This window comes from Streptomyces roseifaciens (assembly GCF_001445655.1).
Classification (GTDB): Bacteria; Actinomycetota; Actinomycetes; order Streptomycetales; family Streptomycetaceae; genus Streptomyces; species Streptomyces aureoversilis.
Genome location: NZ_LNBE01000004.1, coordinates 2,563,012 through 2,587,199 on the forward strand (window position 1 = coordinate 2,563,012; position 24,188 = coordinate 2,587,199).

At 73.3% G+C, this 24,188-nt stretch carries 27 protein-coding genes; 18 read left to right on the plus strand and 9 right to left on the minus strand.

Annotated features, from left to right (window positions below):
• The first annotated feature begins 70 nt into the window (after positions 1-70).
• Positions 71-1,150, plus strand: a complete 1,080-nt coding sequence (gene dapE, locus AS857_RS28720; protein WP_058046095.1) for a succinyl-diaminopimelate desuccinylase — start codon at positions 71-73, stop codon at positions 1,148-1,150.
• A 67-nt stretch (positions 1,151-1,217) separates the two neighbouring features.
• Entirely contained in the window at positions 1,218-1,967 is a 750-nt protein-coding gene (locus AS857_RS28725; RefSeq protein ID WP_058046096.1) for an LOG family protein, read from the plus strand.
• A gap of 107 nt (positions 1,968-2,074) precedes the next feature.
• Here the strand turns inward: AS857_RS28725 and folP are convergent, their stop codons facing one another.
• The gene (folP, locus tag AS857_RS28730) at positions 2,075-2,935 is read right to left on the minus strand and encodes a dihydropteroate synthase (RefSeq protein ID WP_058046097.1); all 861 of its coding nucleotides are present in this window, start codon (positions 2,933-2,935) and stop codon (positions 2,075-2,077) included.
• A 96-nt stretch (positions 2,936-3,031) separates the two neighbouring features.
• On the opposite strand from folP, the gene AS857_RS28735 reads away from it, so the two are divergent.
• Entirely contained in the window at positions 3,032-3,418 is a 387-nt protein-coding gene (locus AS857_RS28735; protein WP_079110697.1) for a DivIVA domain-containing protein, read from the plus strand.
• Positions 3,415-4,011 carry a DNA-3-methyladenine glycosylase I gene (locus AS857_RS28740; RefSeq protein ID WP_058046098.1) on the plus strand — a complete coding sequence of 199 codons (597 nt, stop codon included), beginning with the start codon at positions 3,415-3,417 and terminating at the stop codon, positions 4,009-4,011. The genes AS857_RS28735 and AS857_RS28740 overlap by 4 nt, the downstream gene beginning before the upstream one ends.
• Before the next feature lie 54 nt (positions 4,012-4,065).
• On the opposite strand, the gene chcB is transcribed toward AS857_RS28740, so the two are convergent.
• A complete protein-coding gene (gene chcB / locus AS857_RS28745; protein WP_058046099.1) occupies positions 4,066-4,866 on the minus strand; it encodes a 2-cyclohexenylcarbonyl CoA isomerase in 801 nt (266 codons plus the stop codon).
• Between the two features lie 320 nt (positions 4,867-5,186).
• Between chcB and AS857_RS38150 the strand changes: the two genes are divergently transcribed.
• Positions 5,187-5,354 (plus strand): DUF3117 domain-containing protein, encoded by a 168-nt coding sequence (locus AS857_RS38150; RefSeq protein ID WP_009997451.1) that lies wholly within the window; start codon positions 5,187-5,189, stop codon positions 5,352-5,354.
• A gap of 155 nt (positions 5,355-5,509) precedes the next feature.
• Here the strand turns inward: AS857_RS38150 and AS857_RS28750 are convergent, their stop codons facing one another.
• Positions 5,510-6,175 (minus strand): O-methyltransferase, encoded by a 666-nt coding sequence (locus AS857_RS28750; RefSeq protein WP_058046100.1) that lies wholly within the window; start codon positions 6,173-6,175, stop codon positions 5,510-5,512.
• Between the two features lie 153 nt (positions 6,176-6,328).
• Here AS857_RS28750 and sigE point away from each other — a divergent pair, with 153 nt between their 5' ends.
• The 6 genes from sigE to AS857_RS28780 all read left to right on the plus strand — a co-directional run bounded on the left by sigE (position 6,329) and on the right by AS857_RS28780 (position 11,915).
• On the plus strand, positions 6,329-7,105 hold the full coding sequence (gene sigE / locus AS857_RS28755) for an RNA polymerase sigma factor SigE (protein ID WP_079110698.1): 777 nt from the start codon (positions 6,329-6,331) through the stop codon (positions 7,103-7,105).
• Positions 7,102-7,926 carry an anti-sigma factor family protein gene (locus AS857_RS28760; RefSeq protein ID WP_079110699.1) on the plus strand — a complete coding sequence of 275 codons (825 nt, stop codon included), beginning with the start codon at positions 7,102-7,104 and terminating at the stop codon, positions 7,924-7,926. The genes sigE and AS857_RS28760 overlap by 4 nt, the downstream gene beginning before the upstream one ends.
• 108 nt (positions 7,927-8,034) lie before the next feature.
• Positions 8,035-10,128 (plus strand): trypsin-like peptidase domain-containing protein, encoded by a 2,094-nt coding sequence (locus AS857_RS28765; RefSeq protein ID WP_058046103.1) that lies wholly within the window; start codon positions 8,035-8,037, stop codon positions 10,126-10,128.
• A gap of 162 nt (positions 10,129-10,290) precedes the next feature.
• Entirely contained in the window at positions 10,291-10,755 is a 465-nt protein-coding gene (locus tag AS857_RS28770; protein ID WP_079110700.1) for a sec-independent translocase, read from the plus strand.
• Positions 10,756-10,873: 118 nt separating this feature from the next.
• A complete protein-coding gene (locus AS857_RS28775; protein ID WP_058046105.1) occupies positions 10,874-11,605 on the plus strand; it encodes a hypothetical protein in 732 nt (243 codons plus the stop codon).
• A 121-nt stretch (positions 11,606-11,726) separates the two neighbouring features.
• Positions 11,727-11,915 carry a YegP family protein gene (locus AS857_RS28780; RefSeq protein ID WP_058046106.1) on the plus strand — a complete coding sequence of 63 codons (189 nt, stop codon included), beginning with the start codon at positions 11,727-11,729 and terminating at the stop codon, positions 11,913-11,915.
• Between the two features lie 64 nt (positions 11,916-11,979).
• Here AS857_RS28780 and AS857_RS28785 read toward each other — a convergent pair whose 3' ends face one another.
• Genes AS857_RS28785 through AS857_RS28795 form a run of 3 tightly spaced genes read right to left on the minus strand, consistent with a single transcriptional unit; the run spans position 11,980 to position 15,072 of the window.
• Complete coding sequence (locus AS857_RS28785) at positions 11,980-13,137, minus strand: Mrp/NBP35 family ATP-binding protein (RefSeq protein WP_058046107.1); 1,158 nt, start codon at positions 13,135-13,137, stop codon at positions 11,980-11,982.
• A gap of 44 nt (positions 13,138-13,181) precedes the next feature.
• Positions 13,182-13,787 (minus strand): DUF1003 domain-containing protein, encoded by a 606-nt coding sequence (locus tag AS857_RS28790; RefSeq protein ID WP_058046108.1) that lies wholly within the window; start codon positions 13,785-13,787, stop codon positions 13,182-13,184.
• A complete protein-coding gene (locus tag AS857_RS28795; RefSeq protein WP_058046109.1) occupies positions 13,774-15,072 on the minus strand; it encodes a magnesium transporter MgtE N-terminal domain-containing protein in 1,299 nt (432 codons plus the stop codon). The genes AS857_RS28790 and AS857_RS28795 overlap by 14 nt, the downstream gene beginning before the upstream one ends.
• Positions 15,073-15,240: 168 nt before the next feature.
• Here AS857_RS28795 and AS857_RS28800 point away from each other — a divergent pair, with 168 nt between their 5' ends.
• Positions 15,241-16,023 (plus strand): hypothetical protein, encoded by a 783-nt coding sequence (locus AS857_RS28800; RefSeq protein ID WP_058046110.1) that lies wholly within the window; start codon positions 15,241-15,243, stop codon positions 16,021-16,023.
• Between the two features lie 216 nt (positions 16,024-16,239).
• Here the strand turns inward: AS857_RS28800 and AS857_RS28805 are convergent, their stop codons facing one another.
• A complete protein-coding gene (locus tag AS857_RS28805) occupies positions 16,240-16,764 on the minus strand; it encodes a hypothetical protein (protein WP_058046111.1) in 525 nt (174 codons plus the stop codon).
• Positions 16,765-16,816: 52 nt separating this feature from the next.
• Between AS857_RS28805 and AS857_RS28810 the strand changes: the two genes are divergently transcribed.
• Positions 16,817-17,767: a DMT family transporter gene (locus AS857_RS28810; protein ID WP_058046112.1), complete on the plus strand. Its 951-nt coding sequence runs from the start codon at positions 16,817-16,819 to the stop codon at positions 17,765-17,767.
• A 29-nt stretch (positions 17,768-17,796) separates the two neighbouring features.
• Here the strand turns inward: AS857_RS28810 and AS857_RS28815 are convergent, their stop codons facing one another.
• On the minus strand, positions 17,797-18,903 hold the full coding sequence (locus AS857_RS28815) for a magnesium and cobalt transport protein CorA (protein ID WP_058046113.1): 1,107 nt from the start codon (positions 18,901-18,903) through the stop codon (positions 17,797-17,799).
• A gap of 506 nt (positions 18,904-19,409) precedes the next feature.
• Here AS857_RS28815 and AS857_RS28820 point away from each other — a divergent pair.
• From AS857_RS28820 to AS857_RS28835, 4 genes are all read left to right on the plus strand, one after another.
• Positions 19,410-19,994: a suppressor of fused domain protein gene (locus AS857_RS28820; protein WP_058046114.1), complete on the plus strand. Its 585-nt coding sequence runs from the start codon at positions 19,410-19,412 to the stop codon at positions 19,992-19,994.
• 74 nt (positions 19,995-20,068) lie between these two features.
• Positions 20,069-20,719, plus strand: a complete 651-nt coding sequence (locus AS857_RS28825) for a DUF6758 family protein (RefSeq protein ID WP_058046115.1) — start codon at positions 20,069-20,071, stop codon at positions 20,717-20,719.
• Positions 20,720-21,124: 405 nt separating this feature from the next.
• Entirely contained in the window at positions 21,125-21,988 is an 864-nt protein-coding gene (locus AS857_RS28830) for a PHP domain-containing protein (RefSeq protein WP_058046116.1), read from the plus strand.
• 170 nt (positions 21,989-22,158) lie between these two features.
• A complete protein-coding gene (locus tag AS857_RS28835; RefSeq protein WP_058046117.1) occupies positions 22,159-22,764 on the plus strand; it encodes a MarC family protein in 606 nt (201 codons plus the stop codon).
• Between the two features lie 100 nt (positions 22,765-22,864).
• Here the strand turns inward: AS857_RS28835 and AS857_RS40500 are convergent, their stop codons facing one another.
• The gene (locus AS857_RS40500) at positions 22,865-23,017 is read right to left on the minus strand and encodes a hypothetical protein (RefSeq protein ID WP_168090753.1); all 153 of its coding nucleotides are present in this window, start codon (positions 23,015-23,017) and stop codon (positions 22,865-22,867) included.
• 204 nt (positions 23,018-23,221) lie between these two features.
• On the opposite strand from AS857_RS40500, the gene AS857_RS28840 reads away from it, so the two are divergent.
• Positions 23,222-24,139 carry an NYN domain-containing protein gene (locus AS857_RS28840; protein ID WP_058046118.1) on the plus strand — a complete coding sequence of 306 codons (918 nt, stop codon included), beginning with the start codon at positions 23,222-23,224 and terminating at the stop codon, positions 24,137-24,139.
• Positions 24,140-24,188 lie beyond the last annotated feature (49 nt).

A 24,188-nucleotide genomic window follows, 5' to 3' on the forward strand; every position in this document is an offset into this window, starting at 1 on the left:
GGACAGGTGGCGGCCCGGGGCCGCCCTCCGGCCCGGCCGCGCCCGCACCGCCCGGGCTAGAGTCGCACGCATGGATGACGCCGCACTCGACCTGTCCCTCGACGCCGCCGCCCTCACCGCCCAGCTCGTCGACGTCCCGTCCGAGAGCGGGAGCGAGAAGACGCTGGCCGACGCCGTCGAAAACGCCCTGCGCGCACTGCCGCACCTGACGGTGGACCGGTACGGCAACAACGTCGTGGCCCGCACGAACCTGGGCCGCGCCGAGCGCGTCGTGCTCGCCGGTCACATCGACACCGTCCCCATCGCCGGCAACGTCCCCTCCCGGCTGGACGAGGACGGCTTCCTGTGGGGCTGCGGCACCAGCGACATGAAGTCCGGCGTCGCGGTGCAGCTGCGCATCGCCGCCACCGTGCCCGAGCCCAACCGCGACCTGACCCTCGTCTTCTACGACAACGAGGAGGTCGCCGCCCACCTCAACGGCCTCGGCCGCATCGCCGACGCCCACCCCGACTGGCTCGCCGCCGACTTCGCCGTCCTCCTGGAGCCCTCCGACGCCCAGGTCGAGGGCGGCTGCCAGGGCACCCTCCGGGTCCACCTGCACACCGCGGGCGAGCGCGCCCACTCCGCACGCAGCTGGATGGGCAGCAACGCCGTCCACGCCGCCGCGCCGATCCTCGCCCGCCTCGCCGCCTACGAGCCGCGCCGCCCCGTCATCGACGGCCTGGAGTACCACGAGGGCCTCAACGCCGTGCGCATCGAGGGCGGCGTCGCCGGCAACGTCATCCCCGACGCGTGCACCGTCACCGTCAACTACCGCTACGCGCCCGACCGCAGCCCCGCGGAGGCCCTGCAGCACGTCCGCGAGGTCTTCGCGGACTGCGGCGTCGCCGGGCTCGTCGTGGACGACGAGTCGCCCGGCGCGCTGCCCGGGCTGTCCCACCCCGCCGCCGCGGCGTTCATCGAGGCCGTCGGCGGGACGCCCAAGCCCAAGTTCGGCTGGACCGACGTCTCCCGCTTCAGCGCGCTCGGCGTCCCCGCCGTCAACTACGGCCCCGGCGACCCGACGCTCGCCCACAAGCGGGACGAGCGCGTCCGCGCCTCGCTGATCAACGACTGCGAGGAGCGGCTGCGCGCCTGGCTGACCGCCTGACCCGGCGGGTCACCGCGCGCGTGGGCCTACGCTGAACAGCAACGATCTGCAGCGGAGGGAGCACGGCATGGCACATCCCGAAGGATCGCGCGCGCGGCGGGAGCAGCGCCGGGGGCCGGTGGTACGCCGGTACGGCCAGATGCAGGCGGGCACCACGGACCAGCACCTGCTGGACACGAGAGGGGCCGCGGACTGGGTCCACGAGGACCCCTTCCGGGTGATGCGCATCCAGTCCGAGTTCGTCGAGGGCTTCGGGGCCCTCGCCGAACTGCCGCCCGCCATCAGCGTCTTCGGCTCGGCCCGCACGCCCCGGGACTCGCCGGAGTACGAGGCCGGCATCGCCATCGGGCGCGGCCTCGTCGAGTCGGGCTTCGCGGTCATCACGGGCGGCGGGCCGGGCGCGATGGAGGCCGCCAACAAGGGGGCGACGGAGGCGGGCGGCATCTCCGTCGGCCTCGGCATCGAACTGCCCTTCGAGCAGGGGCTCAACCAGTACGTCAACCTCGGCGTCGACTTCCGCTACTTCTTCGTGCGGAAGACGATGTTCGTGAAGTACGCGAGCGGATTCGTCGTCCTGCCGGGCGGACTCGGCACGCTGGACGAGCTGTTCGAGGCGCTCACCCTCGTCCAGACCAAGAAGGTCACGCGCTTCCCGATCGTCCTCTTCGGCTCCGCCTACTGGGGCGGCCTGGTCGACTGGTTCCGGGACACGCTCATCGCCGGAGGCAAGGCCGGCCCGAACGACCTGCACCTCTTCCACGTCACGGACGACGTGGAAGAGGCGGTGCGGCTGGTCACGAAGGAGGCGGGGGCCTGACGGACCCCGCCGCGCCGGATCCCCGCCGGGCCACCGCGGAAACGCGGTGGCCCGCGAAGGAGAACGACCGGCTGCGCCGGACTCCGTCCGTCGGGTCGTGGGTGCGGTCAGGCCAGGCCGCGGCGGGTGGCTGCCGGCGCGCGGTGGCCTGCGATGGACGCCACCATTTCCAGGATTTGCTTGGTCTCCGCCACCTCGTGCACGCGGTAGACCTGCGCGCCCAGCCACGCCGAGACGGCCGTCGTCGCGAGCGTGCCCAGGAGGCGTTCCTTCACCGGCTTGTCGAGCGTCTCGCCGACGAAGTCCTTGTTCGACAGCGAGACCAGCACCGGCCAGCCCGTCTCCGCCATCTCGCCGAGCCGCCGGGTCGCCTCCAGCGAGTGCCGGGTGTTCTTCCCGAAGTCGTGCCCGGGGTCGATCATGATGCCGTCGCGCCGGACGCCCAGCGCCACCGCGCGCTCGGCCAGCCCGAGCGTGACCCGCAGGATGTCCGCCATCACGTCCTCGTACTCCACCCGGTGCGGGCGCGTGCGCGGCTCCACGCCGCCCGCGTGCGTGCACACCAGGCCCACGCCGTAACGGGCCGCGACCTCGGCCAGCTTGGGGTCCACGCCGCCCCACGCGTCGTTCAAGAGGTCGGCGCCGGCCTCGCACACCGCCTCGCCCACGTCGTGCCGCCAGGTGTCGACGCTGATCACCACGTCCGGGTGGCGCCTGCGGACCTCGGCCACGAAGCCGACCGTCCGCCGGGCCTCCTCCTCGGCGGTCACCTCCTCGCCGGGGCCGGCCTTCACCCCGCCGATGTCGATGATGGCGGCGCCCTCCGCGACGGCCTGCTCCACCCTGGCCAGGGCGGGCTCGTCGCTGAACGTCGCACCCTGGTCGTAGAAGGAGTCCGGCGTCCGGTTGACGATCGCCATGATCACCGGCTCGTGCGCATCGAACTCGCGTCGTCCCAGCCGCAGCATGTCCCTACTCCCTCTCGGTGGTCCGCAGCGACCTTAACCGTCAGTGCGGCATGGCACGATCGGGGTGGACGGAAACGCAGTCCGTGTTCCTGGGAGATGGTCGTGTTCTGGTTCCTGCTCATCGCGCTGGTCGTGGTGGTCGCCGCGGTCGCGCTCTTCGTCGCCGGAGGCGGAAGCGGCGCGGCGCTGCCCGAGGCCGCGGCCGACCGGACCGTCTGGCCGCTCCCCGCGGACCGCCCCATGGCCCGCGCCGACGTCGAGACCCTGCGCCTGCCCGTGGCCCTGCGGGGCTACCGCATGGCGGAGACGGACGAGGCCCTGGACCGCCTCGGCGCCGAGCTCGCCGAGCGCGACGCCCGCATCGCCGAGCTGGAGGCCGCCCTCGCGGGCGCGCAGGCCGCGGCCATGGCCGGCGGCGCGAAGGCCGGCCCCGAGAAGGGCGAGAGCCGCGACCGCCACGAGGACGAGGGGGAGAAGGAATGAGCGGCGCACCGGTCATAGGGGCGGACGGGCTGCACCGCTGCCCGTGGGGCCTCGAAGCGGAGTCCATGGCGGACTACCGCGTCTACCACGACACCGAATGGGGCCGCCCCGTGCGCGGGGACGACGCCCTCTACGAGCGGATGTGCCTGGAGGCCTTCCAGTCCGGGCTCTCGTGGCTGACGATCCTGCGCCGCCGCGAGGGCTTCCGGGCCGCCTTCGCCGGCTTCTCCATTGCCAAGGTCGCGGCCTTCACCGACGCCGACGCGGAGCGGCTGCTGGCCGACCCCGGCATCATCCGCAACCGCGCCAAGATCACGGCCACGATCGCCAACGCGCGGGTCGCGGCGGAGGGGGCACCCGGTGAGCTGGACGCCCTGATCTGGTCCTACGCCCCGGAGCGGGCCGCCGCGCCGCGCACGGCCGCCGACGTCCCGGCGGTGACGCCGGAGTCGACGGCCCTCGCCAAGGACCTCAAGAAGCGGGGCTTCCGCTTCATCGGGCCGACGACGGCGTACGCACTGATGCAGGCGTGCGGGCTGGTGAACGACCATCTGGCGGGGTGTCACGCGAGGGAGAGCGCGGGGGCCCGCTGACGCCGGGCCCGGCCCGCCGGGCTCCGGCGGTGCCGAGCGGAGCTCAACCCGTACTCAGCGCCCCACGAATCGCGGCTTCTCCTTCTTCAGGAACGCGTCCACCGCGATCCCGTGGTCCTCGGAGGCCCCCGCGCGGGTCTGCAGCTCGTCCTCCTTGGCCAGGGCCTCGGTCAGGGGCCGCCCCGCCCCGTAGGCGAGGCACTCCTTGATCGCGGCGTAGGCCCCGGTGGGCCCCTCGGCCAGGCGCCGGGCGACGGCCGTGGCCTCCGCGGCCAGCTCCGCCGCCGGCACGACCTTGTTGGCGATGCCCAGCTCGTACGCCTCCTGCGCCGGCACGTTGCGCGGGAACAGCAGCAGGTCCGAGGCCCGGCTGTGGCCCACGAGGCGCGGCAGCGTCCAGGAGACCCCCGAGTCGGCGGTCAGGGCGACCCCGGCGAAGGAGGTGTTGAACGCGGCGGTGTCGGCCACCACCCGGTAGTCCGCGGCGAAGGCGAACCCCGCCCCGGCGCCGGCGGCGACCCCGTTCACGCCCGCCACGACCGGCTTCGGCATGCCGGCGATGGCCGTGACGATGGGGTTGTAGTGCTCCTTGACCGTCGTCATGGTGCTCCCCGTGCCGTTCTCACGGTCGGCGGCCAGCGACTCGACGTGCTCCTTGAGGTCCTGCCCGACGCAGAAGGCGCGCCCGGTGCCGATGAGCAGCACCGCCCGGACGGCGGCGTCGGCCCCGGCCCGCTGCAGGGCGTCGCGCAGGGCGGCCTTGGTGTCGGTGTTCAGCGCGTTCATCGCGTCGGGACGGTTCAGCGTGATCGTCGCGAGCCCGTCCGTCACCTCGTACAGCACGGAGTCGGCCATGTGCCGGTCCCTCCCTCGTCGCAAGCCCCGTCGGCGTCGTTCCGGGCCCAGCATGCCGGAGATCACCGGACACCGATATGTGACCTGCGTCAAAGAAACCGGCCACAGATGCATGGTCGAAGCGGCGCAGTATCGCAGTCCGATCGCCGAATTGAGTGGTTTTGCGTGATCGCGTTGCCGAAGGGATACGGACCGATGTTGTTCATTGGGTCACGCGATGCGAGATAATGGCCTGGAAGCAATGTGTTCGATGCCGGTGACGCGGGCCTGTCGTGGGGCCGTCGGCTGACGATGAGCTGGTTTCAGGAAGGGGAACGAGCATGGCGGCCATGAAGCCGCGGACGGGCGATGGCCCGCTCGAGGTGACCAAGGAGGGGCGGGGCATCGTCATGCGGGTTCCGCTCGAAGGCGGCGGTCGGCTCGTCGTCGAGCTGACCCCGGATGAGGCCGAGGCCCTCGGAGACGCCCTGAAGAAGGTTGTCGGCTGACGCACGCCGAACCACCGTTCTTACGCTGCCCCGGCAGCCGGTCCGCACCGGCTGCCGGGGCAGTGGTGCATCCGGGGTGCGCCGCGCGCGGCGGCGGTCCGGGGCGGCGGCGCCGGCCCCGGGGAGCGCCCGGCGGGCGGGGTGCCCGCGCCGGGTCAGCCGCGCCGGGCCGCGCACAGCAGCCCGTCGCCCACCGGCAGCAGCGACGGCACCAGCACCCGCGACTCGCGCACCGCCCGCAGCAGCTCGCGCAGCCGCTGCACCTCGGCGGGCTGGGCGGCGGAGTCGACCGTGCGGCCGTCGGCGAAGACGCCCTCGAAGCAGACGAGGCCGCCGGGCCGCAGCAGGCGCAACGATTCGGCTAGATAGTCCAGGCACTCCAGCCGGTCGCCGTCGCAGAAGACCAGGTCGTAGCCGCCGTCGGCGAGACGCGGCAGCACCTCCAGGGCGCGGCCGGGGATGAAGCGCGCGCGGTTGCCCGCGAAGCCCGCCGCGCGGAACGCCTGCCGGGCGAACTGCTGGCACTCGGGGTCGCTGTCCACCGTCGTGAGCACGCCGTCGGGCCGCATGCCGTGCAGGAGGTGGATGCCGGAGACGCCGGTGCCCGTGCCGATCTCGGCCACCGCCTTGGCGTCCACCGCCGCGGCGAGCAGGCGCAGCGCGGCGCCGGTGCCGGACGACACCGAGCGCAGGCCTGCCTCCAGGGCCCGGTCCCGGGCCCAGCGCAGCGCCTCGTCCTCGGCGACGAACGCATCGGCGAACGCCCAGCTCGTCTGCCGGTTGCCGGTAATGGCCCTCTCCTGTCCCCGTAGTCGACGCAACCGTGACTGTATCCGCTGACCACGGGAACCCGCAGATGGGACCGTGCGTTGAAGGGGCGGGACGGCAAATGGAGGGGATGGCCGGGAGGACGGGGGAAGCAAGACCAAATGCAGGTCAAAATTCCTTATCCGGAGCTAACGGGCGGGATGGATATGGTAGGGGCTCTACTGGACACCACCAGAGCCGACAGGGGAGGTGCGGCTGCGGCCGACGACCGTCGGGGAGTGCTCAAGCGCTTTCGCAGGTCCGCCGGCGAGCCGAAATCCGTGACCAAGACCGCTGACCGTTCGCGCACCAACGACTCCGCACAGACCGCGACCTTCGCCACCGATGCGGACTCGCAGGCGTGGACGCCTCCCACCTGGGAGGAGATCGTCAGCACGCACAGCGCCCGCGTCTACCGCCTGGCCTACCGCCTCACCGGCAACCAGCACGACGCCGAGGACCTCACGCAGGAGGTCTTCGTCCGGGTCTTCCGGTCGCTCTCCACGTACACCCCCGGCACGTTCGAGGGGTGGCTGCACCGCATCACCACCAATCTCTTCCTGGACATGGTCCGGCGACGCCAGCGCATCCGCTTCGACGCGCTCGGCGAGGACGCCGCGGAGCGGCTCCCCAGCCGCGAGCCCTCCCCCCAGCAGCACTTCAACGACACGCACTTCGACGCGGACGTCCAGCAGGCGCTGGACACGCTCGCCCCGGAGTTCCGCGCCGCCGTCGTCCTGTGCGACATCGAGGGCCTGTCCTACGAGGAGATCGCCGCGACGCTCGACGTGAAGCTCGGCACGGTCCGCAGCCGGATCCACCGCGGCCGCTCCCACCTGCGCAAGGCCCTCCAGCACCGCTCGCCCGCCGCCCGGGCCGAGCAGCGTGCCGTGGCGGGCGTGGCCCCCGGCGTTCCTGTCAGTGGGGAGGTAGGGATCGCGTGACCGGTTCAGGCGGTCAGTCCCCCGCCGAGCACCATCTCGGCGACCGCCTCGCGGCCCTGGTCGACGGGGAGTTGGGACACGATTCTCGGGAGCGGGTGCTCGCCCACCTGGCGACCTGCTGGAAGTGCAAAGCCGAAGCCGACGCGCAGCGCCGGCTCAAAAACGTGTTCGCGGAAGCGGCGCTCCCGCCGCTCTCCGAGAACTTCCTGGCCCGGCTGCAGGGCCTGGCCGGGGGCGATCCCCGCGCCCCGCTCGGCGCGGACCACGACGGCTGGGCCGACCGGGACCACCCGGATGCCCGGGAGGGCCACGAGGGCCCCGGAGGGCCGGGAAAAGCCGGCCTCGGCGCCCGGGCTGACTCCCTCGCGCCCCTCGGCCTCATCCCCGGCGGTGCCGCCCGGCCCCGCGAGGGCGGCTTCCGGATCCACGAGATGCCCGAGCCGCCCCGCGGTGGCATACGGGGGCGGCGGATCGCCTTCGCCGCCGCCGGGGCCGTCTCGCTGGCCGCGTTCGCCCTCGGCGGCGCGGCTCCGCTGACCTCGGTCGCCGGCCCCCAGGGCCCGCGCGCCGAGAACCCGCGCACCGCGACCACCCCGCTGTCGGCCTCTTCGGCATCCTCGGCCGCCGGGCGCGACCGGCGCCTCGCCCGCTCCGCCTCGCAGGGCGGCGCCGGGGGCTCCGGCGGGTCCGCCCCGTCGGCCGCCGTGCCGGTGCGGGAAGTGTCCCTGCTGCGCCCCTCCGCGGCGCCCCTGCTGCCCCCGCTGATACGGAGGGGGCACCCGGCACCGGGAGCGCCGCCGGGGGACACCGCCCGGCGCTGACCCCCGCCCGGGCCCCCTGCGCACTTGTGTGCAGACCTGGTTGAATTCCTGTGGGCCGCGCATCCCTCGGGCGATGCCGTGCGCCCTCCGGCGATCGGTGGGGAGAACATGGACGAGGGGAAGGCGCGGACGTCCGCGCCGCAGTGGTGGAGCCGCCCGCGCCCGGCCGGGCCGGCCCCGGCCGAGCACGAGGGCCCGCAGTTCCTGGACGAATCCCCGTCCCCGGCGGACGAGCCGTCCCCCTCGGAGGCGGAAACGCGCCTGCTGCCGCAGTACGGCCCGGATGCGCCCGCGCCCGACGACTCACCGACGCGCCCGCTGCCGCCGTACGGCCGGGAAGGGTCTTCCGGCGCCGCGCCCTCACCCGCCCCGCAGGCCGGCCAGGACGCCGTGCGCGGCCGGCCCGACCGGTCGGCGACGGCTCCGCTGCCCCCGTACCGCCCGGACGAGGCTTCCGCCGCCGGGCCTGTGACGGGGCAGTCCGCCGAGGACGTCACGCGCCCGCTGCCTGCGTTCGGGGCCGAGGAGGCTTTCGCCGCCGGGCCGGAGGCCGGCCGGTCCGGCCAGGGCCCCACGCCGCCGCCCGCGCCGGATGCGGCTTCCGGTGCCGCGCCGGGCGTCGGGCAGTCCGCCCAGGACACCACGTACGCCTCCGGCGCCGTCCCCGCCTACGGGGCCGACGCCTCTTCCGGGGCCGGGACCGGGGCCGTTCCGCTGCACGCTCCCGATCCCTACGGCACGCCTCCGTACGGGCGGCCGGGGCCGTGGGCGCCTGCGCCGCCCGTTCAGCGGCCGGTCACGCCGCCGCAGGGCACGCTGCTGCCGCCCGCAGGGCCCGTCGTAGGGCCGCCCGCGCCGCAGGGGGCTGCCTTTCCGTCGTCCGGCATGACGCCGCCGCAGGGCACCCCGCTCCCGCCCGCAGGGCCCGCCGCGCCGCAGGGTGCTGCCTTTCCGCCGCCCGGTGTGACGCCGCCGCACGGCACTCCCGTTCCTCCCGTGGGGATGACGCCCGCACACGGCACCCCGGGGCCGTGGCAGTACGACCCCTGGGCGGCCGCGTCCGCGGCCCGTGCCGCGGAGCCCGTTCCGGGGAAGCGCGGCCGCGGGCGGCTGCTCGCCGGGGCGCTGCTCGTGGCGCTGGTCGCCGGCGGCATCGGCGGCGGCGTCGGGGCGTATCTGGAGCGGGACGGCGCCATGGGCCGTCACGTCAGCCTGCCCCAGGCCACCGCGGACCGCTCGGCGCGCGCCCCGGGCAGCATCGCGGGCATCGCCGCCCGCGCCCTGCCGGGCGTGGTGACGATCCACGTCCGCGGCGGCAGCGACCAGGGCACCGGCACCGGCTTCGTCCTCGACAAGGAGGGCCGCATCCTCACGAACAACCACGTCGTGGAGCCCGCGGGAGCCGCCGGTGACATATCGGTGACGTTCAGCAGCGGTCAGACCGCCAAGGCCACCCTCGTCGGCCGGGACAGCAGCTACGACCTCGCCGTGATCAAGGTTTCGGGCGTGTCCGGCCTGACCCCCCTCGCCCTCGGCAACTCCGACTCCGTCCGCGTCGGCGACTCCGTGATCGCCATCGGCGCCCCGTACGACCTCGCGGGCACGGTCACGACGGGGATCATCAGCGCCAAGGAGCGCCCGATCACCGCGGGCGGCCGGAAGGGTGACGGCAGCGACGTCAGCTATGTCGACGCCCTGCAGACCGACGCCCCGATAAACCCGGGCAATTCGGGTGGTCCGCTGGTGGACTCGGAGGCCCGGGTCATCGGCATCAACAGCGCGATCCGTTCCGCGGGCGACAGCGGGGACCTCGGCGGCGGCCAGGGCGGCAGCATCGGCCTGGGCTTCGCCATACCGATCAACCAGGCCAAGCGGGTGGCCGAGGAGCTCATCAACACCGGCAAGGCCACCCACCCGGTCATCGGCGTGACGCTGGACATGGGGTATTCGGGCGACGGCGCCCGGGTGAACACCAAGAGCGGCGACAGCGCGCCCGTCACCCCCGGCGGCCCGGGCGACAAGGCCGGCCTCCGGGCGAACGACGTGATCAAAAAGGTCGACGGAGTGGCCGTGCACAGCGGCCAGGAGCTTATCGTCAAGATCCGCAGTCATCGTCCGGGCGACCGGCTCACGCTGACCGTGGAGCGGGACGGCCGGGAGCGGGCGGTCGAGCTGACCCTCGGCTCCGCGGGCGCCCGCTGACGCCCGCGTCCTCCGGGGCCGGCCCGGGGCGGGCCCCGGAACCGTCGCCGGCGTCGGCTTTGGCCTGATCTTGCCCCAGGTGTATCCCTTCGACCCCGCAGGGCCAGGTACCGTGATAGGTGGCCTGGACCGTCGGCCATTGACGCATCAAGGAGCTTCAACGTGCTCGACATAGGACCCCTCGAGCTGGTCGCGCTCGTGGTGCTCGCTGTGCTCATCTTCGGACCGGACAAGCTGCCGAAGATGATCCAGGACGTGTCCCGCACGCTGCGCAAGATCCGGCAGTTCTCCGAGAGCGCCAAGGAGGACATCCGCTCCGAGCTGGGCCCCGAGTTCAAGGACTTCGAGTTCGAGGACCTCAACCCCAAGACGTTCGTCCGCAAGCACGTGCTGGACAAGGACGAGCTGGGCCTGAAGGAGATCCGCAACGGCTTCGACCTCAAGTCGGAGATGACCGAGGTCGCCGACGCCGTCCACGGCCGCAGCGGCGACACGACGGCGGCCCCGTCCTCCGGAGCCGCCCAGGCTCCCTCGAACGGCGGCTCTCCCGCCCGTCCGGACCTGCTCAAGAAGCAGGACAAGCCGGACCCCGGAGAGCGTCCTCCGTTCGACTCCGACGCCACCTGAGTACCGCGCATCCCGTGCGCCATTGACGGGGGTGGCTATCCTCCCTGTGTTTGGGGTGAAGTCGTCCGAGGGGGGCGGGCTCGCCCAGGACACCGGGCAACAAGGAGGCGCCGCGCAGATGGAGACGACGAGTCGGGTTGGGGCTCAAGGGGCCGGCACGGCCGACGCGTCCGCCGCGGACGCCGCAGCGCAGGACGCACCGGGCGTGCCCGCCGACAGGCGGGCGGTCGACGGCTATCTGCGGGCCTCGTTCCCCTGGTACGGCCTGGACGAGGCCTACACCGGGCCGCGCTGGCTGATGCAGGTCGGCACCGCCGCCGACGGGACGGTGGAGCACGGCTCCACGGGCCACGGCGAGGAGCCCACGCTGCGCAGCGAGCGCGCCGATCCCCACGCCGCCAAGCAGCGGTTCGCGGTCGTCGTGACCGTCGCCAGCCGCCCCGGCCGCCGCAGCGCCGACGGCACGGGCGTCCTGGAGGCCACCTCGGTCTCCTCCGCGGCGTGGCTGGCCGGGTCGGGGCTGCTGTCGTGCACCTGGCCCGCGCAGATGGAGCGGGCGCTGCGGCAGGACTGGCTCGACCAGCAGACGGCCCTCGCCTGGGAGCTGGCGGACCACCTGGACGACCCGGCGTGGTCGACGCTGTCGCTCCCGGTGGACGGCGTGCCCACCGACTTCCGCTACCGCGAGTCGGAGTACGGCTGGGTGCTCGCCGGATCCGCCACGGACGAGGGCGGGGACGGCCGCGCCGGTGCCGGCGGCGGGGTGCACATCGGGGCGTACGGCCGGGGCATGAGCGCCTACGGCATGGGCTTCTCGGTGATCAAGGACATCACGGCCTACCGGGGCTGACGGCCGCCGGGCGGCTCCCGCCGGGGCCGCCGGTCACCCGCTGGGCCCTCCCGGGCTGCGAGTGCCGTTGCGCCGGGCTTGAATTTCCGGCAGGGGGCAGCACTCGGAGAGGTGATGAGCCATGCCAGGCAAGTTCGAGATGTACGAGGACAACTCCGGCAAGTACCGCTACCGCCTTAAGGCGGGCAACGGCGAGATCATCGCCGTCGGCGAGTCGTACAACAGCAGGTCGGCCTGCGAGAAGGGCATCGAGTCCGTGAAGCAGAACGCGGCCTCGGCACCGGTGAAGGACCTGGGGCACCAGAGCTAGCGGTGCGCGCTCCGGCGCGCGGACAGGGCCGAAGGACAGCCTGCCCGCGCGTCGGCGCGACCGGTCAGAACTTGTTGCGCGGCGTGATGCCCAGCGACATTCCGGAGAGGCCGCGCTGCCGGCCGCCGAGCTTGCCGGCGATGGCGCGCAGCGCCGCACCCGCCGGGGACTCCGGGTCCGTCAGGACCACCGGCTTGCCCTCGTCGCCGCCCTCGCGCAGGCGGACGTCGATGGGGATGGAGCCCAGGACGGGTACGTTGGTGCCCGTGGTGCGGGTCAGGCCGTCGGCGACGACCTGGCCGCCGCCGGTGCCGAAGACGTCGACCATCTCGTCGCAGTGGGGGCAGGGCAGCCCGGACATGTTCTCCACGACGCCGACGATCTTCTGGTGCGTCTGCACGGCGATCGATCCGGCCCGCTCGGCGACCTCGGCGGCCGCCTGCTGAGGCGTCGTCACGACGAGGATCTCGGCGTTCGGCACGAGCTGCGCGACCGAGATCGCGATGTCGCCCGTGCCCGGGGGCAGGTCGAGCAGCAGGACGTCCAGGTCGCCCCAGTAGACGTCGGCGAGGAACTGCTGGAGGGCGCGGTGGAGCATCGGGCCGCGCCACACCACCGGGGCGTTGCCCGGGGTGAACATGCCGATGGAGATGACCTTCACGCCGTTCGCCGACGGCGGCATGATCATGTTCTCGACCTGGGTGGGGCGGCCCTCCGCGCCGAGCATGCGCGGGACGGAGTGGCCGTAGATGTCCGCGTCCACGACGCCGACCTTCAGCCCGTCGGCCGCCATGGCCGCCGCGAGGTTGACCGTGACGGAGGACTTGCCGACGCCGCCCTTGCCGGACGCCACCGCGTACACCCGGGTGAGCGAGCCGGGCTTGGCGAAGGGCACCTCGCGCTCGGCCGTGCCGCCGCGCAGGGAGGCCGCGAGCTCGCGGCGCTGCTCGTCGCTCATGACGTCGAGCTCGACCGTGACGCCCGTGACGCCGGTGACGCCCGAGACGGCGGCCTGCACCCGGCTGATGATCGTCTCCCGCATGGGGCAGCCGGAGACCGTCAGGTAGACCGCCACCGCGACCGAACCGTCCGCCGCGATCTCCACCGATTTGACCATCCCCAGGTCGGTGATGGGTCGCTGGATCTCGGGGTCGTTCACCGTCGCGAGCGCGGCGCGGACCGCGTCCTCGCTCGGGGACGTTCCGTTCGTGTCGGTAGCCATACGGACGATGGTACGGCGCGTGAGGGGGCCTCCGGAAAGAGCCGTCAGCGGTCGCGTTCCTCACTCTCCGCGGGGAATACGCGGCGCTGTTCCAGTTCCTTGACGAGCTCCTGGAACTCGGAGCGGATCCAGTCGCGCGTCGCGACCTCGCCGAGGCCCATCCGCAGCGCGGCGATCTCCCGGGTGAGGTACTCCGTGTCCGCGATCGACCGCTCGTTCTGCTTCCGGTCCTGCTCCAGGTTGACCCGGTCGCGGTCGTCCTGGCGGTTCTGCGCGAGGAGGATCAGCGGCGCCGCGTAGGAGGCCTGCAGCGACAGCATCAGGGTCAGGAAGATGAAGGGATAGTTGTCGAACCGCAGGTGCCCGGGGACGGTCGTGTTCCACACCACCCACAGGATGATGACGACCGTCATCCAGACGATGAACCGCCCCGTCCCCAGGAAGCGCGCGATCCGCTCCGAGGTGCGGCCGAACGCCTCCGGGTCGTACTCCGGCAGCCAGCCGCGCCGCTTGACCCGCGGCAGGTCCAGCCGGACGCGCGGTCGGGCGTGCGGGTGCGGGTGCACGGCCTCCGCCTGCGCCCGGACGCGTTCGGCCCGGTCGGGGCGGTGCCCCGGGGTGCCCTCGCGTCCCCGCTCACTGCCCGCCATCGATGCCCTCCGGCAGCTCGGTCATGCCCGGCGCCCCGTGGTGCAGCTCGGTCTCGCGCCAGTCCTCGGGCAGCAGGTGGTCCAGGACGTCGTCGACGGTGACCGCGCCCAGCAGGGAGCCGCTCTCGTCGACGACGGGCGCGGCGACCATGTTGTACGTGGCCAGGTAGCTGGTGACGGCCGGCAGCGGGGTGCCCGGCGGCAGGGGCCGCAGATCGGTGTCCACGATCGAGCCGACCAGCGTGAAGGGCGGGTCCCGCAGGAGCCGCTGGAAGTGGACCGTGCCGAGGTACTTGCCGGTGGGCGTCTCGTCCGGCGGCCGGCACACGTACACCTGGGCGGCCAGCGCGGGGGAGAGGTCGCGGTTGCGCACGCGCGCGAGGGCGTCGGCGACGGTCGCGTCCGGGCGCAGCACGATCGGCTCGGTCGTCATCAGACCGCCCGCGGTCCGCTCCTCGTACGCCAGGAGCCGGCGCACGTCCGCCGCCTCGTCCGGCTGCATGAGGGTCAGCAGCCGCTCCTTGTCGTCCTCCGGGAGCTCCGAGAGCAGGTCGGCCGCGTCGTCCGGGTCCATGGCCTCCAGGACGTCCGCGGCGCGCTCCTCCTTGAGCTTGCCGAGGATCTCGATCTGGTCGTCCTCCGGGAGCTCCTCCAGGACGTCCGCGAGCCGGTCGTCGTCCAGCGCCGCCGCGACCTCCGAGCGGCGCTTGGGGGAGAGGTGGTGCAGGACGCTGGCGAGGTCGGCGGGGCGCAGCCGCTCGAACGTCGCGAGGAGGCTCGCGGCGCCCTGCCCGTGCTCCTCCAGGGAGAAGCCGGTGACGGCCGACCACTCGACGGTGAGCGTCTCGCCCTTGCGGCGCAGGGCCCCGCCCTTGCCGCGGCGCACGAAGACCTTGTCGATCTCCCAGTCGCGGCGGGCGGGCAGCTGGATGATCGCTACATCGAGGACGGTCACCTCCTCGCCCCCGTCGACCAGACGTACGCGCCGGTCGAGCAGCTCGCCGAGGACCAGGGTCTCGGTGGGGCGCTGCTCGAAGCGCCGCATGTTGATCACGCCCGTGGTGATGACCTGGCCGGACTCCACGCCCGTCACCCGCGTCATGGGCAGGAAGATCCGGCGGCGGCTGACGACCTCCACGACCAGGCCCAGGACGCGGGGCGGCCGGCCGCCGACGCGGAGCATCGCGACGAGGTCCTGGACGCGGCCCACCTGGTCGCCGTTGGGGTCGAAGACCGCCACGCCCGAGAGGTGCGACACGAAGACCCGGTGGGCGCCTGCTGCCATGCCGCGCACCTCCTCCGTGGTCCGGTGTCCGGTTCAGGCTAACGTGACCGGGTTCTCCCCGGCGCGGGGGAGACGCCCGTCCGGACTGCTTGCTTCCGCCTGCGGGCGGCACGGGTACGCTGCCGTACTCCAGCGGCTGAACAGGGCTGAACAGGAGGCAGGAGCGACGTGCGAACCCGGAAGGCGGCTCTCGTGGGAGCGCTGTGCGCCGGCCTGTCCGTGGCGCTCACCGCCTGCGGCGGCGGTGGTGGTGCCGAGGACCCCGACGCCGGGACCAACGGCGTGGGCAGGCTCGACCCCGCGAAGATCCAGGACAAGGCGCGGTCGGCGGCGCGGGACGCCTCCTCCGTCCACCTGTCCGGCAGCGTCGTCAGCCAGGGGCGCACGTACAAGCTCGACATGCGGCTGAAGCGGGACGGCGGGACGGGCCGGGTCGCCTCCGACGCCAGCACCTTCGAGCTGCTGCGGGTCGGCGACGAGCTCTTCCTCAAGGCGCCCGCGGCGTTCTGGTCGCGCGGCGACAAGGACGCCAAGGACGGCAAGGGGGACGGCGCGGCCGCCGCGGGCAAGCTGGAGAAGAAGTACGTGAAGGTGCCGACCGGCGACCCCGCGTACCAGCAGTTCAAGGGCTTCACCGACAAGGACGTCCTGCTCGACGGGCTCATCGGCCTGCACGGCAAGCTCGCCCGCGGGGAGCACGGCACCGTGGCCGGCACCCCCACCATCCGGGTCAACGGCGCCGGCGGCTCGGGCGGCACGCTCGACGTCTCCCTCATGGACACGCCGTACCCCCTGCGCGTCCGGCGCGCGGGCGGGGCGGGCCAGCTGGAACTGTCGGACTGGGGCAAGGACTTCGCCCTGGCGCCCCCGCCGAAGCAGGACACGGTCGACTACGGCAAGCGGATCCCCTCCGGGGGAGAGGGATCCTCACTACCGGGTCCGGCGAAGTAGCTCCGCGGCTCGCGCCGCCTCTCGGCGTACCGGGCCTCTCGCTCGGCCACGCCATGTGCTTCCGCCGCGATGGCGAGACGCCCGACGGCGGTGTCCGGCGTGCCGGGCTGTGCGTAACTCTCGAAACAAGGCCGGGCCGGCACCGCCGGTCAGGTGCGTCCCGGCCGGGCGCCGCTGCGGCGGAGACGTGCGGGGCGCCCGGAACGACAGCCGCTCCTAGCGGCCCGCGCGCCGGCCCCTCCGGAGGAGTTTCGGGAGTGCCGCGGGCATCGGGCGGCGCGTCGTCGCCGGTGTCGGGAGCGGGCGGGCCGTCAGGGCCGTGTCCGGGAGCGCCGCCGTGGCCCCGGTCGGCTCCAGGCGCAGGACGCGGCAGCCCTCCGCCCACCGCTCCGTGACCCGCTCCGCATCCGGCGCGTTCAGCCGCTTCGCCTTCAGCTCGGCGACCGCCGCCGTCCACGCCTCGCCCCCGGCCGGGAGCTCGGCGACGCGCGCGGTCCAGGAGACCAGGCGCCCGCCCTTGTCCTTGCTGCGGACGGTCACCGTCGCCTCGGCGCCGTCGGCGAGCCCGAGCCCGTCCAGCGGCTGCTCACCGGTGCCGCCGACGAGGTGGACGGCCCCCTCGTGCCACACGTGCCACAGCGCACGGCTCGGCCCCGCCGGTCCCTGCACCCAGATGAGGCCGGACTTCTTCGTGGCCTCCTCGATGAGCGCCCGGTCGAGCAGCTCCTGCGTCTGTGTCATGCGGCCTACTGTATGCGCCGGTGCCCGCGACCAGGAGATCTACCCTGGACGGGTGACCAGTGCCCGTACGCGCAGCGATGCCCCGCCCGGCGCGACCGCCGCCCGGGCCGAGACCGCCCACCCCCACCCCGGCGTCCGTACGGACCTGTTCCTGCTCGCGATCGCCATCTCCGGCATCTCCCTGTCGGCTCCCCTGATCGCCGCGACCGCCGCCCCCGCCCTGGCCATCGCCTTCTGGCGCAACGCCATGGCCGTGGGCGCCCTGACCCCCCTCGCGCTCGTCCGGCACCGCGCCGAGCTCCGCGGCATCGGCCGCCGGAACCTGCTGCTGGCCGTGGCCGCCGGCGCGCTCCTGGCCGTCCACTTCGGGGTGTGGCTGCCGAGCCTGCACATGACGTCGGTGGCGTCCTCGACCGCCCTGGTCACCACCACCCCGATCTGGACGACGCTCCTGATGCGCCTGCGCGGACACCGGCCGCCCGCGCTGGTGTGGGCGGGCACCGCCCTGGCCTTCCTGGGCGTGGTGATGCTGACCGGCGTCGACCTGTCCCTGTCCCCGCGGGCCCTCGCGGGCGACGCGCTGGCCCTCTCCGGCGGCATGGCGGCCGCCGGCTACGTCCTGCTGGGCGCGGAGGTGCGCCGGACGGTGGGCACGGTCACGTACAGCTACGTCTGCTACGCGACGACGACCGTCCTGCTGCTCGCCGCGTGCCTGTTCTCCGGCTCGTCCCTCGCGGGCTACAGCGGGGACACCTGGCTGAAGCTGGCCGTGCTGACGGTCACCGCGCAGCTGCTCGGGCACTCGCTGATCAACCGCGTGGTCAAGGGGCTCGGCCCGTCCGTCACCTCGACGGCGATCCTCCTGGAGACCCCCGGCGCGGCCCTGATCGCCGCGCTGTGGCTGGGGCAGACCCCGCCCGTGGCCTCCTGTCCCGCGCTGGCGGTGATCCTGGCCGGGCTGGGCCTCGTCATCATGGCCGGCCGCGCGGCGAAGAAGGGCTGAAGAACGGCTCAAGAACGGCTGAAGAGCGGCTAGAGCCAGCCGTTCCGCTTGAAGCCGCGGTGGATCGTCACACAGATGGCGACCGTGACGACCATGACCGCCGGATAGCCGTACTTCCAGTGCAGCTCCGGCATGTGGTCGAAGTTCATCCCGTAGATCCCGGCGATCATCGTCGGCACGGCGAAGATCGCCGCCCAGGACGTGATCTTCCGCATGTCCTCGTTCTGCGCCACCGATGCCTGCGCGAGGTTGGCCTGGAGGATGGAGTTCAGCAGGTCGTCGAAGGACAGCACCTGCTCGTGGACGCGGGCGAGGTGGTCGGCGACGTCCCGGAAGTACTTCTGGATGTCCGGGTCGACCAGCCGCATCGGCCGCTCGCTGAGCTGCTGCATCGGCCGCAGCAGCGGGGCGACGGCCCGCTTGAACTCCAGCACCTCGCGCTTGAGCTGGTAGATCCGGCCCGCGTCGCCGCCGCGCGAGGCGCCCTTGCCGGCGGGCGAGAAGACATCGATCTCCACCTCGTCGATGTCGTCCTGCACGGCGTCGGCGACGGCGATGTAGCCGTCCACGACCTGGTCGGCGATCGCGTGCAGGACGGCGGAGGGGCCCTTGGAGAGCAGCTCCGGGTCGTCCTGGAGGCGGTGGCGCAGCGCGCGCAGCGAGCCCTGGCCACCGTGCCGGACGGTGATGATGAAGTCCGGCCCGGTGAAGCACATCACCTCGCCGGTCTCGACGACCTCGCTGGTGGCGGTGAGCTCGGCGTGCTCGACGTAGTGGATGGTCTTGAAGACGGTGAACAGCGTGTCGTCGTAACGTTCCAGCTTGGGCCGCTGGTGGGCGTGGACGGCGTCCTCCACGGCGAGCGGGTGCAGCCCGAACACCGCGGCGATGCCCGAGAACTCACGCTCCGTCGGCTCGTGCAGCCCGATCCAGGCGAAGCCGCCGCCGGTCCGCACCCGGCGCATCGCCTCGGCGGGGCTGACGTGGTCGCTGAGGCGCTTGCCGTCGCGGTAGACGGCGCAGTCGACGACCGCACTGCTGACGGACGGGTCCCGGGTCGAGTCGTACTCGTACGGCAGGGCGCCGCGGCGCAGGGCGGGGCGGACGGCCTCACGCAGATCACGGATCATCGACATGGCAGGGCTCCTTCACGGGCCGGCCGCCAGCCGGTGCGGAGCGCGAGTGCAACGCGGCCCGGAACGTGGACGTGAGGCCCTGTACGGCGGGAGGCCGTGTGCGGGACACGTCCGCAAATCGGACGGCGCTTCGTGCGGTGCGGCGAGGCTGACGGCAGTTCGCGGAGAACTTCGCAGAGAAGCAGAGAACTTCGCGGAGAACACGGAACAAAGCGGGACGAAGGCGCTCTTCCGTCGGCGCTGCGGGCGCAAAAGAACTTCCGGGAAAACGTCGGCGGCACTGCCGAGGGCGGAAGATCTCAGATCACGAGGAGTGCGTCCGGAGCGAAGGGACGGGAGAACTGTCGGTACTGCACGGTCGACTAGGATCCACCGCAGCCCCACCTCCTCCGGCCGGTCCCCGCTGAGGGACGAACGTAACTCCCTGACCAGAGGTCAAGGCTAGCAGCCACTTGACCCGTCAATACCCTCCTTTGCCCGTTCGATACGCGTTCTATGCTCACTGCATGTCAGACGTTCTCGCACTGGTCGAGGCCCGGCTCCGGACAGCCCTGGGCGAACCGGACGCGCGCGCAGCGGTGACCTTCCTCGGCACGGACCGGATCGAGGTCCTCCGCTTCCATGACGGGGACGTCGTGCGCTACGCCACGCTCGGCATGTCCGCCCAGCCGATGGCCGACCCGACGGCCGTGATCGCCGACCCGCTCCGCGGGCCCCGCGCCGAGCTGGTCCTCTCCGTCCGCGCCGGCCTCGCCGACACCGACAAGGTGCTGCGGCCACTGGCCGTCCTCGCCGCCTCCCCCCAGGTGGAGGGCCTGATCGTGGCGCCCGGCGCCTCCCTCGACACCGGCGAACCGCTCTGGCCCGGGGCGCCCTTCACCTCCGTCCTCGTCGCCGAGTCCGGCGGTCTGGTCGAGGACCTGGAGCTGGACGAGCCGATGGACCCCGTCCGCTTCCTCCCGCTGCTGCCCATGACCCCCAACGAGGCGGCCTGGAAGAGGGTGCAGGGAGCGGCCGCGCTGGAGGAGCGGTGGCTGAGGAACGGCACCGACCTGCGTGACCCGATGCGCTCCGGGGTACCCCTGGGATGACCGTCCGGGCCGTCGACGTCCGGACGGGTGATCGTCCTTGACGCGGCGGCGGCCTGGGAGGACCGTTGGAGGTTATGAGGGGCGAACCCAGTTGCCCGAAGTGCGGTGGCCGGGTGCGAGCGCCCGGTCTCTTCGCCGACTCCTGGCAGTGCGACGTCCACGGCACGGTGCACCCTCTGCAGCCCGTCGTCCCGCCGAGCGTGGAGGCCCTGGCCGTCGTCGTCAACCGGGCCCGGGTGCCCGTGTGGATGCCCTGGCCCCTGCCCGTCGGCTGGCTCTTCACCGGCGTGGTCTGCGCGGGGGACGACCGCAGCGGCGGGCGGGCCACCGCCGTCGCCTGCTCCGGCCCCAGCCCCCTTGGCGGCCCCGGTGAGCTGCTCCTCGTGGCCGAGGAGCTCGGCGTCGGCCTCGGCGCGCGCTACGCGGGCGTCGCCGGCCCCGACCCCGGCCCCTACCTCCGCGTCGACCGCTCCCCGCACGCCAAGGTCCACGCCGCCGGCCGCCCCACCCCCCTCTGGCACGTCGAGGGCGCCCCGGAGGACCGGGCCGTCTTCGCGGGCGAGGCGCGCGGGCTGTGGCTGTGGGCCGTGGTCTGGCCGGAGCAGTCGGGACTGCTGATGTACGACGAACTGGTCCTCACGGACCTGCGGGACGCGGGGGCGGAGGTCGACCTCCTGCCGTGCGGGGCGCTGTCGCCGCGCCTGCTGCCACCGGCGGGGCGCTAGCCCGCCGACCCGGCGCGGGGCCTTCGGCCGACCGCCCCCGCTGCCCGGGCCTTCGGCCGACGGCCCCCGCTGCCCGGGGCGCCGGGCCCTCGGCCTGCTGCCGCCTGCCGGGTCTCGTTCCGCCGCGGCGGCGATCTGGCACAGCGGACGTGTCCGGCGGTGCCGTACGAGCTCAGGTGCGCTCGGCACCGCCGGGTTCCACCGTGGTGGTTGCGCGCCGCTGCGGCGGATGAACGGCGCGGGGGCGTCTTCGGCCGGCGGCCGAGCAGCCCGGGCGGGCGCCCGGGCGGGCGCCCGGCTCGCGCGGCGTGCGGGCCCGGCAGTCCGCGCGCGGCCCGGTGCGAGCCTTCGCGCCGGTTATCCTGAACCGGTCCCTGTCCGCCGTCAGTCGTGAGGAGTCGTGTCGTGCGCATCGACCTGCACACCCACTCCACGGCCTCGGACGGTACGGACACCCCCGCCGAGCTGGTCCGCAACGCGGCCGCCGCCGGGCTGGACGTCGTGGCGCTCACCGACCACGACGGCGTCGGCGGTCACGCCGAGGCCATCGCGGCGCTCCCCGCCGGGCTGACCCTCGTCACCGGCGCCGAGCTCTCCTGCAGGCTCGGCGGCCCGGACGGCTTCAGCGTTCACATGCTGGCCTACCTCTTCGACCCGCTGGAGCCCGAGCTGGCCCGCGAGCGGGATCTCGTCCGCGACGACCGCGTCCCCCGCGCCCGCGCCATGGTCACCAAGCTCAACGAGCTCGGCGTCCCGGTCAGCTGGGAGCGCGTGGCGCAGATCGCGGGCGACGGCGCCGTCGGCCGGCCGCACGTGGCCACCGCCATGGTCGAGCTGGGCGTCCTGGACAGCGTCTCCGACGCCTTCACCTCCGAGTGGCTCGCCGGCGACGGCCGTGCCTTCGTCGAGAAGCACGAGCTGGATCCCTTCGACGCGATCCGCCTGGTCAAGGCGGCCGGCGGGGTCACCGTCCTCGCGCACCCGTTCGCGCTCAAGCGCGGCAACTGCGCCTCCGAGAGCGCGATAGCCGAGCTGGCCTCGGCCGGGCTCGACGGCATCGAGGTCGACCACATGGACCACGACGCCCCGACCCGCGCCCGGCTGCGCGGCCTGGCCGCCGACCTCTCCCTGCTGACCACCGGCTCCAGCGACTACCACGGCAGCCGCAAGACCTGCGCGCTCGGCGAGTTCACGACCGATCCGGAAATCTACGGCGAGATCACGCGCCGGGCCACGGGCGCGTTCCCCGTCCCCGGCGCCGGCGGCTGACCGCACCCACCCCTCTTCCGGGTCCGGTCGCGTACGCACGTCCCCATCCCTGTGATGCCGTGCGCGGGTGACCGCGCCCGTACGCCCCTGCCCGCGCCGCCCGTACGCCCGTACGGGCCCGGCGGGCGTCCCGCACCTGCTCGCACCACCCACTCCCGCAAGGCTCAACTGTGTTCGACTTCGCCGTCTTCGGATCCCTCTTCCTCACCCTTTTCGTGATCATGGACCCGCCCGGGATCACCCCGATCTTCCTGGCGCTCACCTCGGGCCGCCCGGCCAAGGTCCAGCGCCGGATGGCCTGGCAGGCGGCCGCGGTCGCCTTCGGCGTGATCACCGTCTTCGGGCTCTGCGGCCAGCAGATCCTGGACTACCTGCACATCACCACCCCCGCCCTGATGATCGCGGGCGGCCTGCTCCTGCTGCTGATCGCGCTGGACCTGCTCACGGGCAAGTCGGAGGAGCCGACGCAGACCAAGGACGTCAACGTGGCGCTCGTGCCGCTCGGCATGCCGCTGCTGGCCGGCCCGGGCGCGATCGTCTCGGTGATCCTCGCGGTGCAGCACGCGGACTCCGCCGGCGCGCAGATCTCGGTGTGGGCGGCGATCGCCGCCATGCACGTCGTGCTGTGGCTGGTGATGCGCTACTCGCTGCTGATCATCCGGGTGATCAAGGACGGCGGCGTGGTGCTGGTGACGCGGCTCGCGGGCATGATGCTCTCGGCGCTCGCCGTCCAGCAGATCATCAACGGCATCACGCAGGTGATCGCGGCCAAGTGACGGCCTCCGCCGCACGGGCGGCGAACGGCGACACCCCCGTACGGACAGTCCGTACGGGGGTGTCGCCGTTCGCGAAGGAGCGTCGGCGCCGCTGCGCCCGCTACTGTGCCGCGGAGGTGGCTGGGCGGATGTAGATGCGCTGGCCGGTGGAAGCGGCCTGCTGCACGATCCGGTTGACGGAGGCGGCGTCCACGACGGTGCTGTCGACGGCCGAGCCGTCGACGTCGTCCAGGCGCATGATTTCGAAGCGCAAGGGCTTCTCCCTTCGTCTGATCCTCCTGAGGAGAACTGCATGGCTGACGGAGCACGCCGCGTCGGCGGGGCGCGTTCCGTACGGGTACAACGAGGTTACCCCTGAAAACATTCCCTACGCTAAGGAAATTTTTAACTTGACTAAGAGTTGTTAAATCCGTGCAACGGAACGTGTCCGTCGTGTAACCGAACGAGATGACATCCTATGGCTGACTCCCCCGAGCACCTGCACGCGATCGCCGCCGCCGTCGAGCGCACCAACGACCTCCTGACGCGCGTGCTGGCCGAGGTCGCGACCACCCCGTCCACCCACGCGATCTTCGTCGACGCCGGCTACGTGTACGCCGCGGCGGGCCGCCTCGTCGCCGGCACCGAGGACCGCCGCTCCTTCGACCTCGACGCCGAAGGGCTGATCGAGGCCTTCATCGACCGGGCGCGCACGATCTTCCCCGACAGCCGGCTGCTGCGCGTCTACTGGTACGACGGCGCCCGCCGCCGCATCCACACCACCGAGCAGCAGCGCATCGCCGAGCTCCCCGACGTCAAGGTCCGCCTCGGCAACCTCAACGCCAACAACCAGCAGAAGGGCGTCGACTCCCTCATCCGCACCGACCTGGAATCGCTCGCCCGCCACCGGGCCATCAGCGACGCGGCCCTCATCGGCGGCGACGAGGACCTCGTCTCGGCCGTCGAGGCCGCCCAGGGCTACGGCGCCCGCGTCCACCTGTGGGGCATCGAGGCGACCGGCGGGCGCAACCAGGCCGAGCCGCTGCTGTGGGAGGTGGACAGCCAGCGCACCTTCGACCTCGACTTCTGCAAGCCGTACGTCACCCGGCGCCCCGTCGCCGAGCTCTTCGCGGACGCCGCCTCCGCGGGCTGGCCCGCACCCGGCCGCGACGACGTGCGCTTCGTCGGGGCCCAGGTCGCCGCCCAGTGGCTGGCCTCGCGCGGCCGCGACACCGTCGCCGAGCTGATGCCCGGCCACCCGATCCTGCCCGGCGCCGTCGACCAGGAGCTGCTCGTCGAGGCCGAGGCGCTGCTCGGGCTCTCCCTGCGCGGGCACGCGGACCTGCGGCGGGCGCTCCGGGACGGGTTCTGGGACCACTTGCAGACGCAGTTCTGACCACCTGCGCACGCAGTTCTGACCGCGCGGTTGCGGCGGCCCGGCCGCG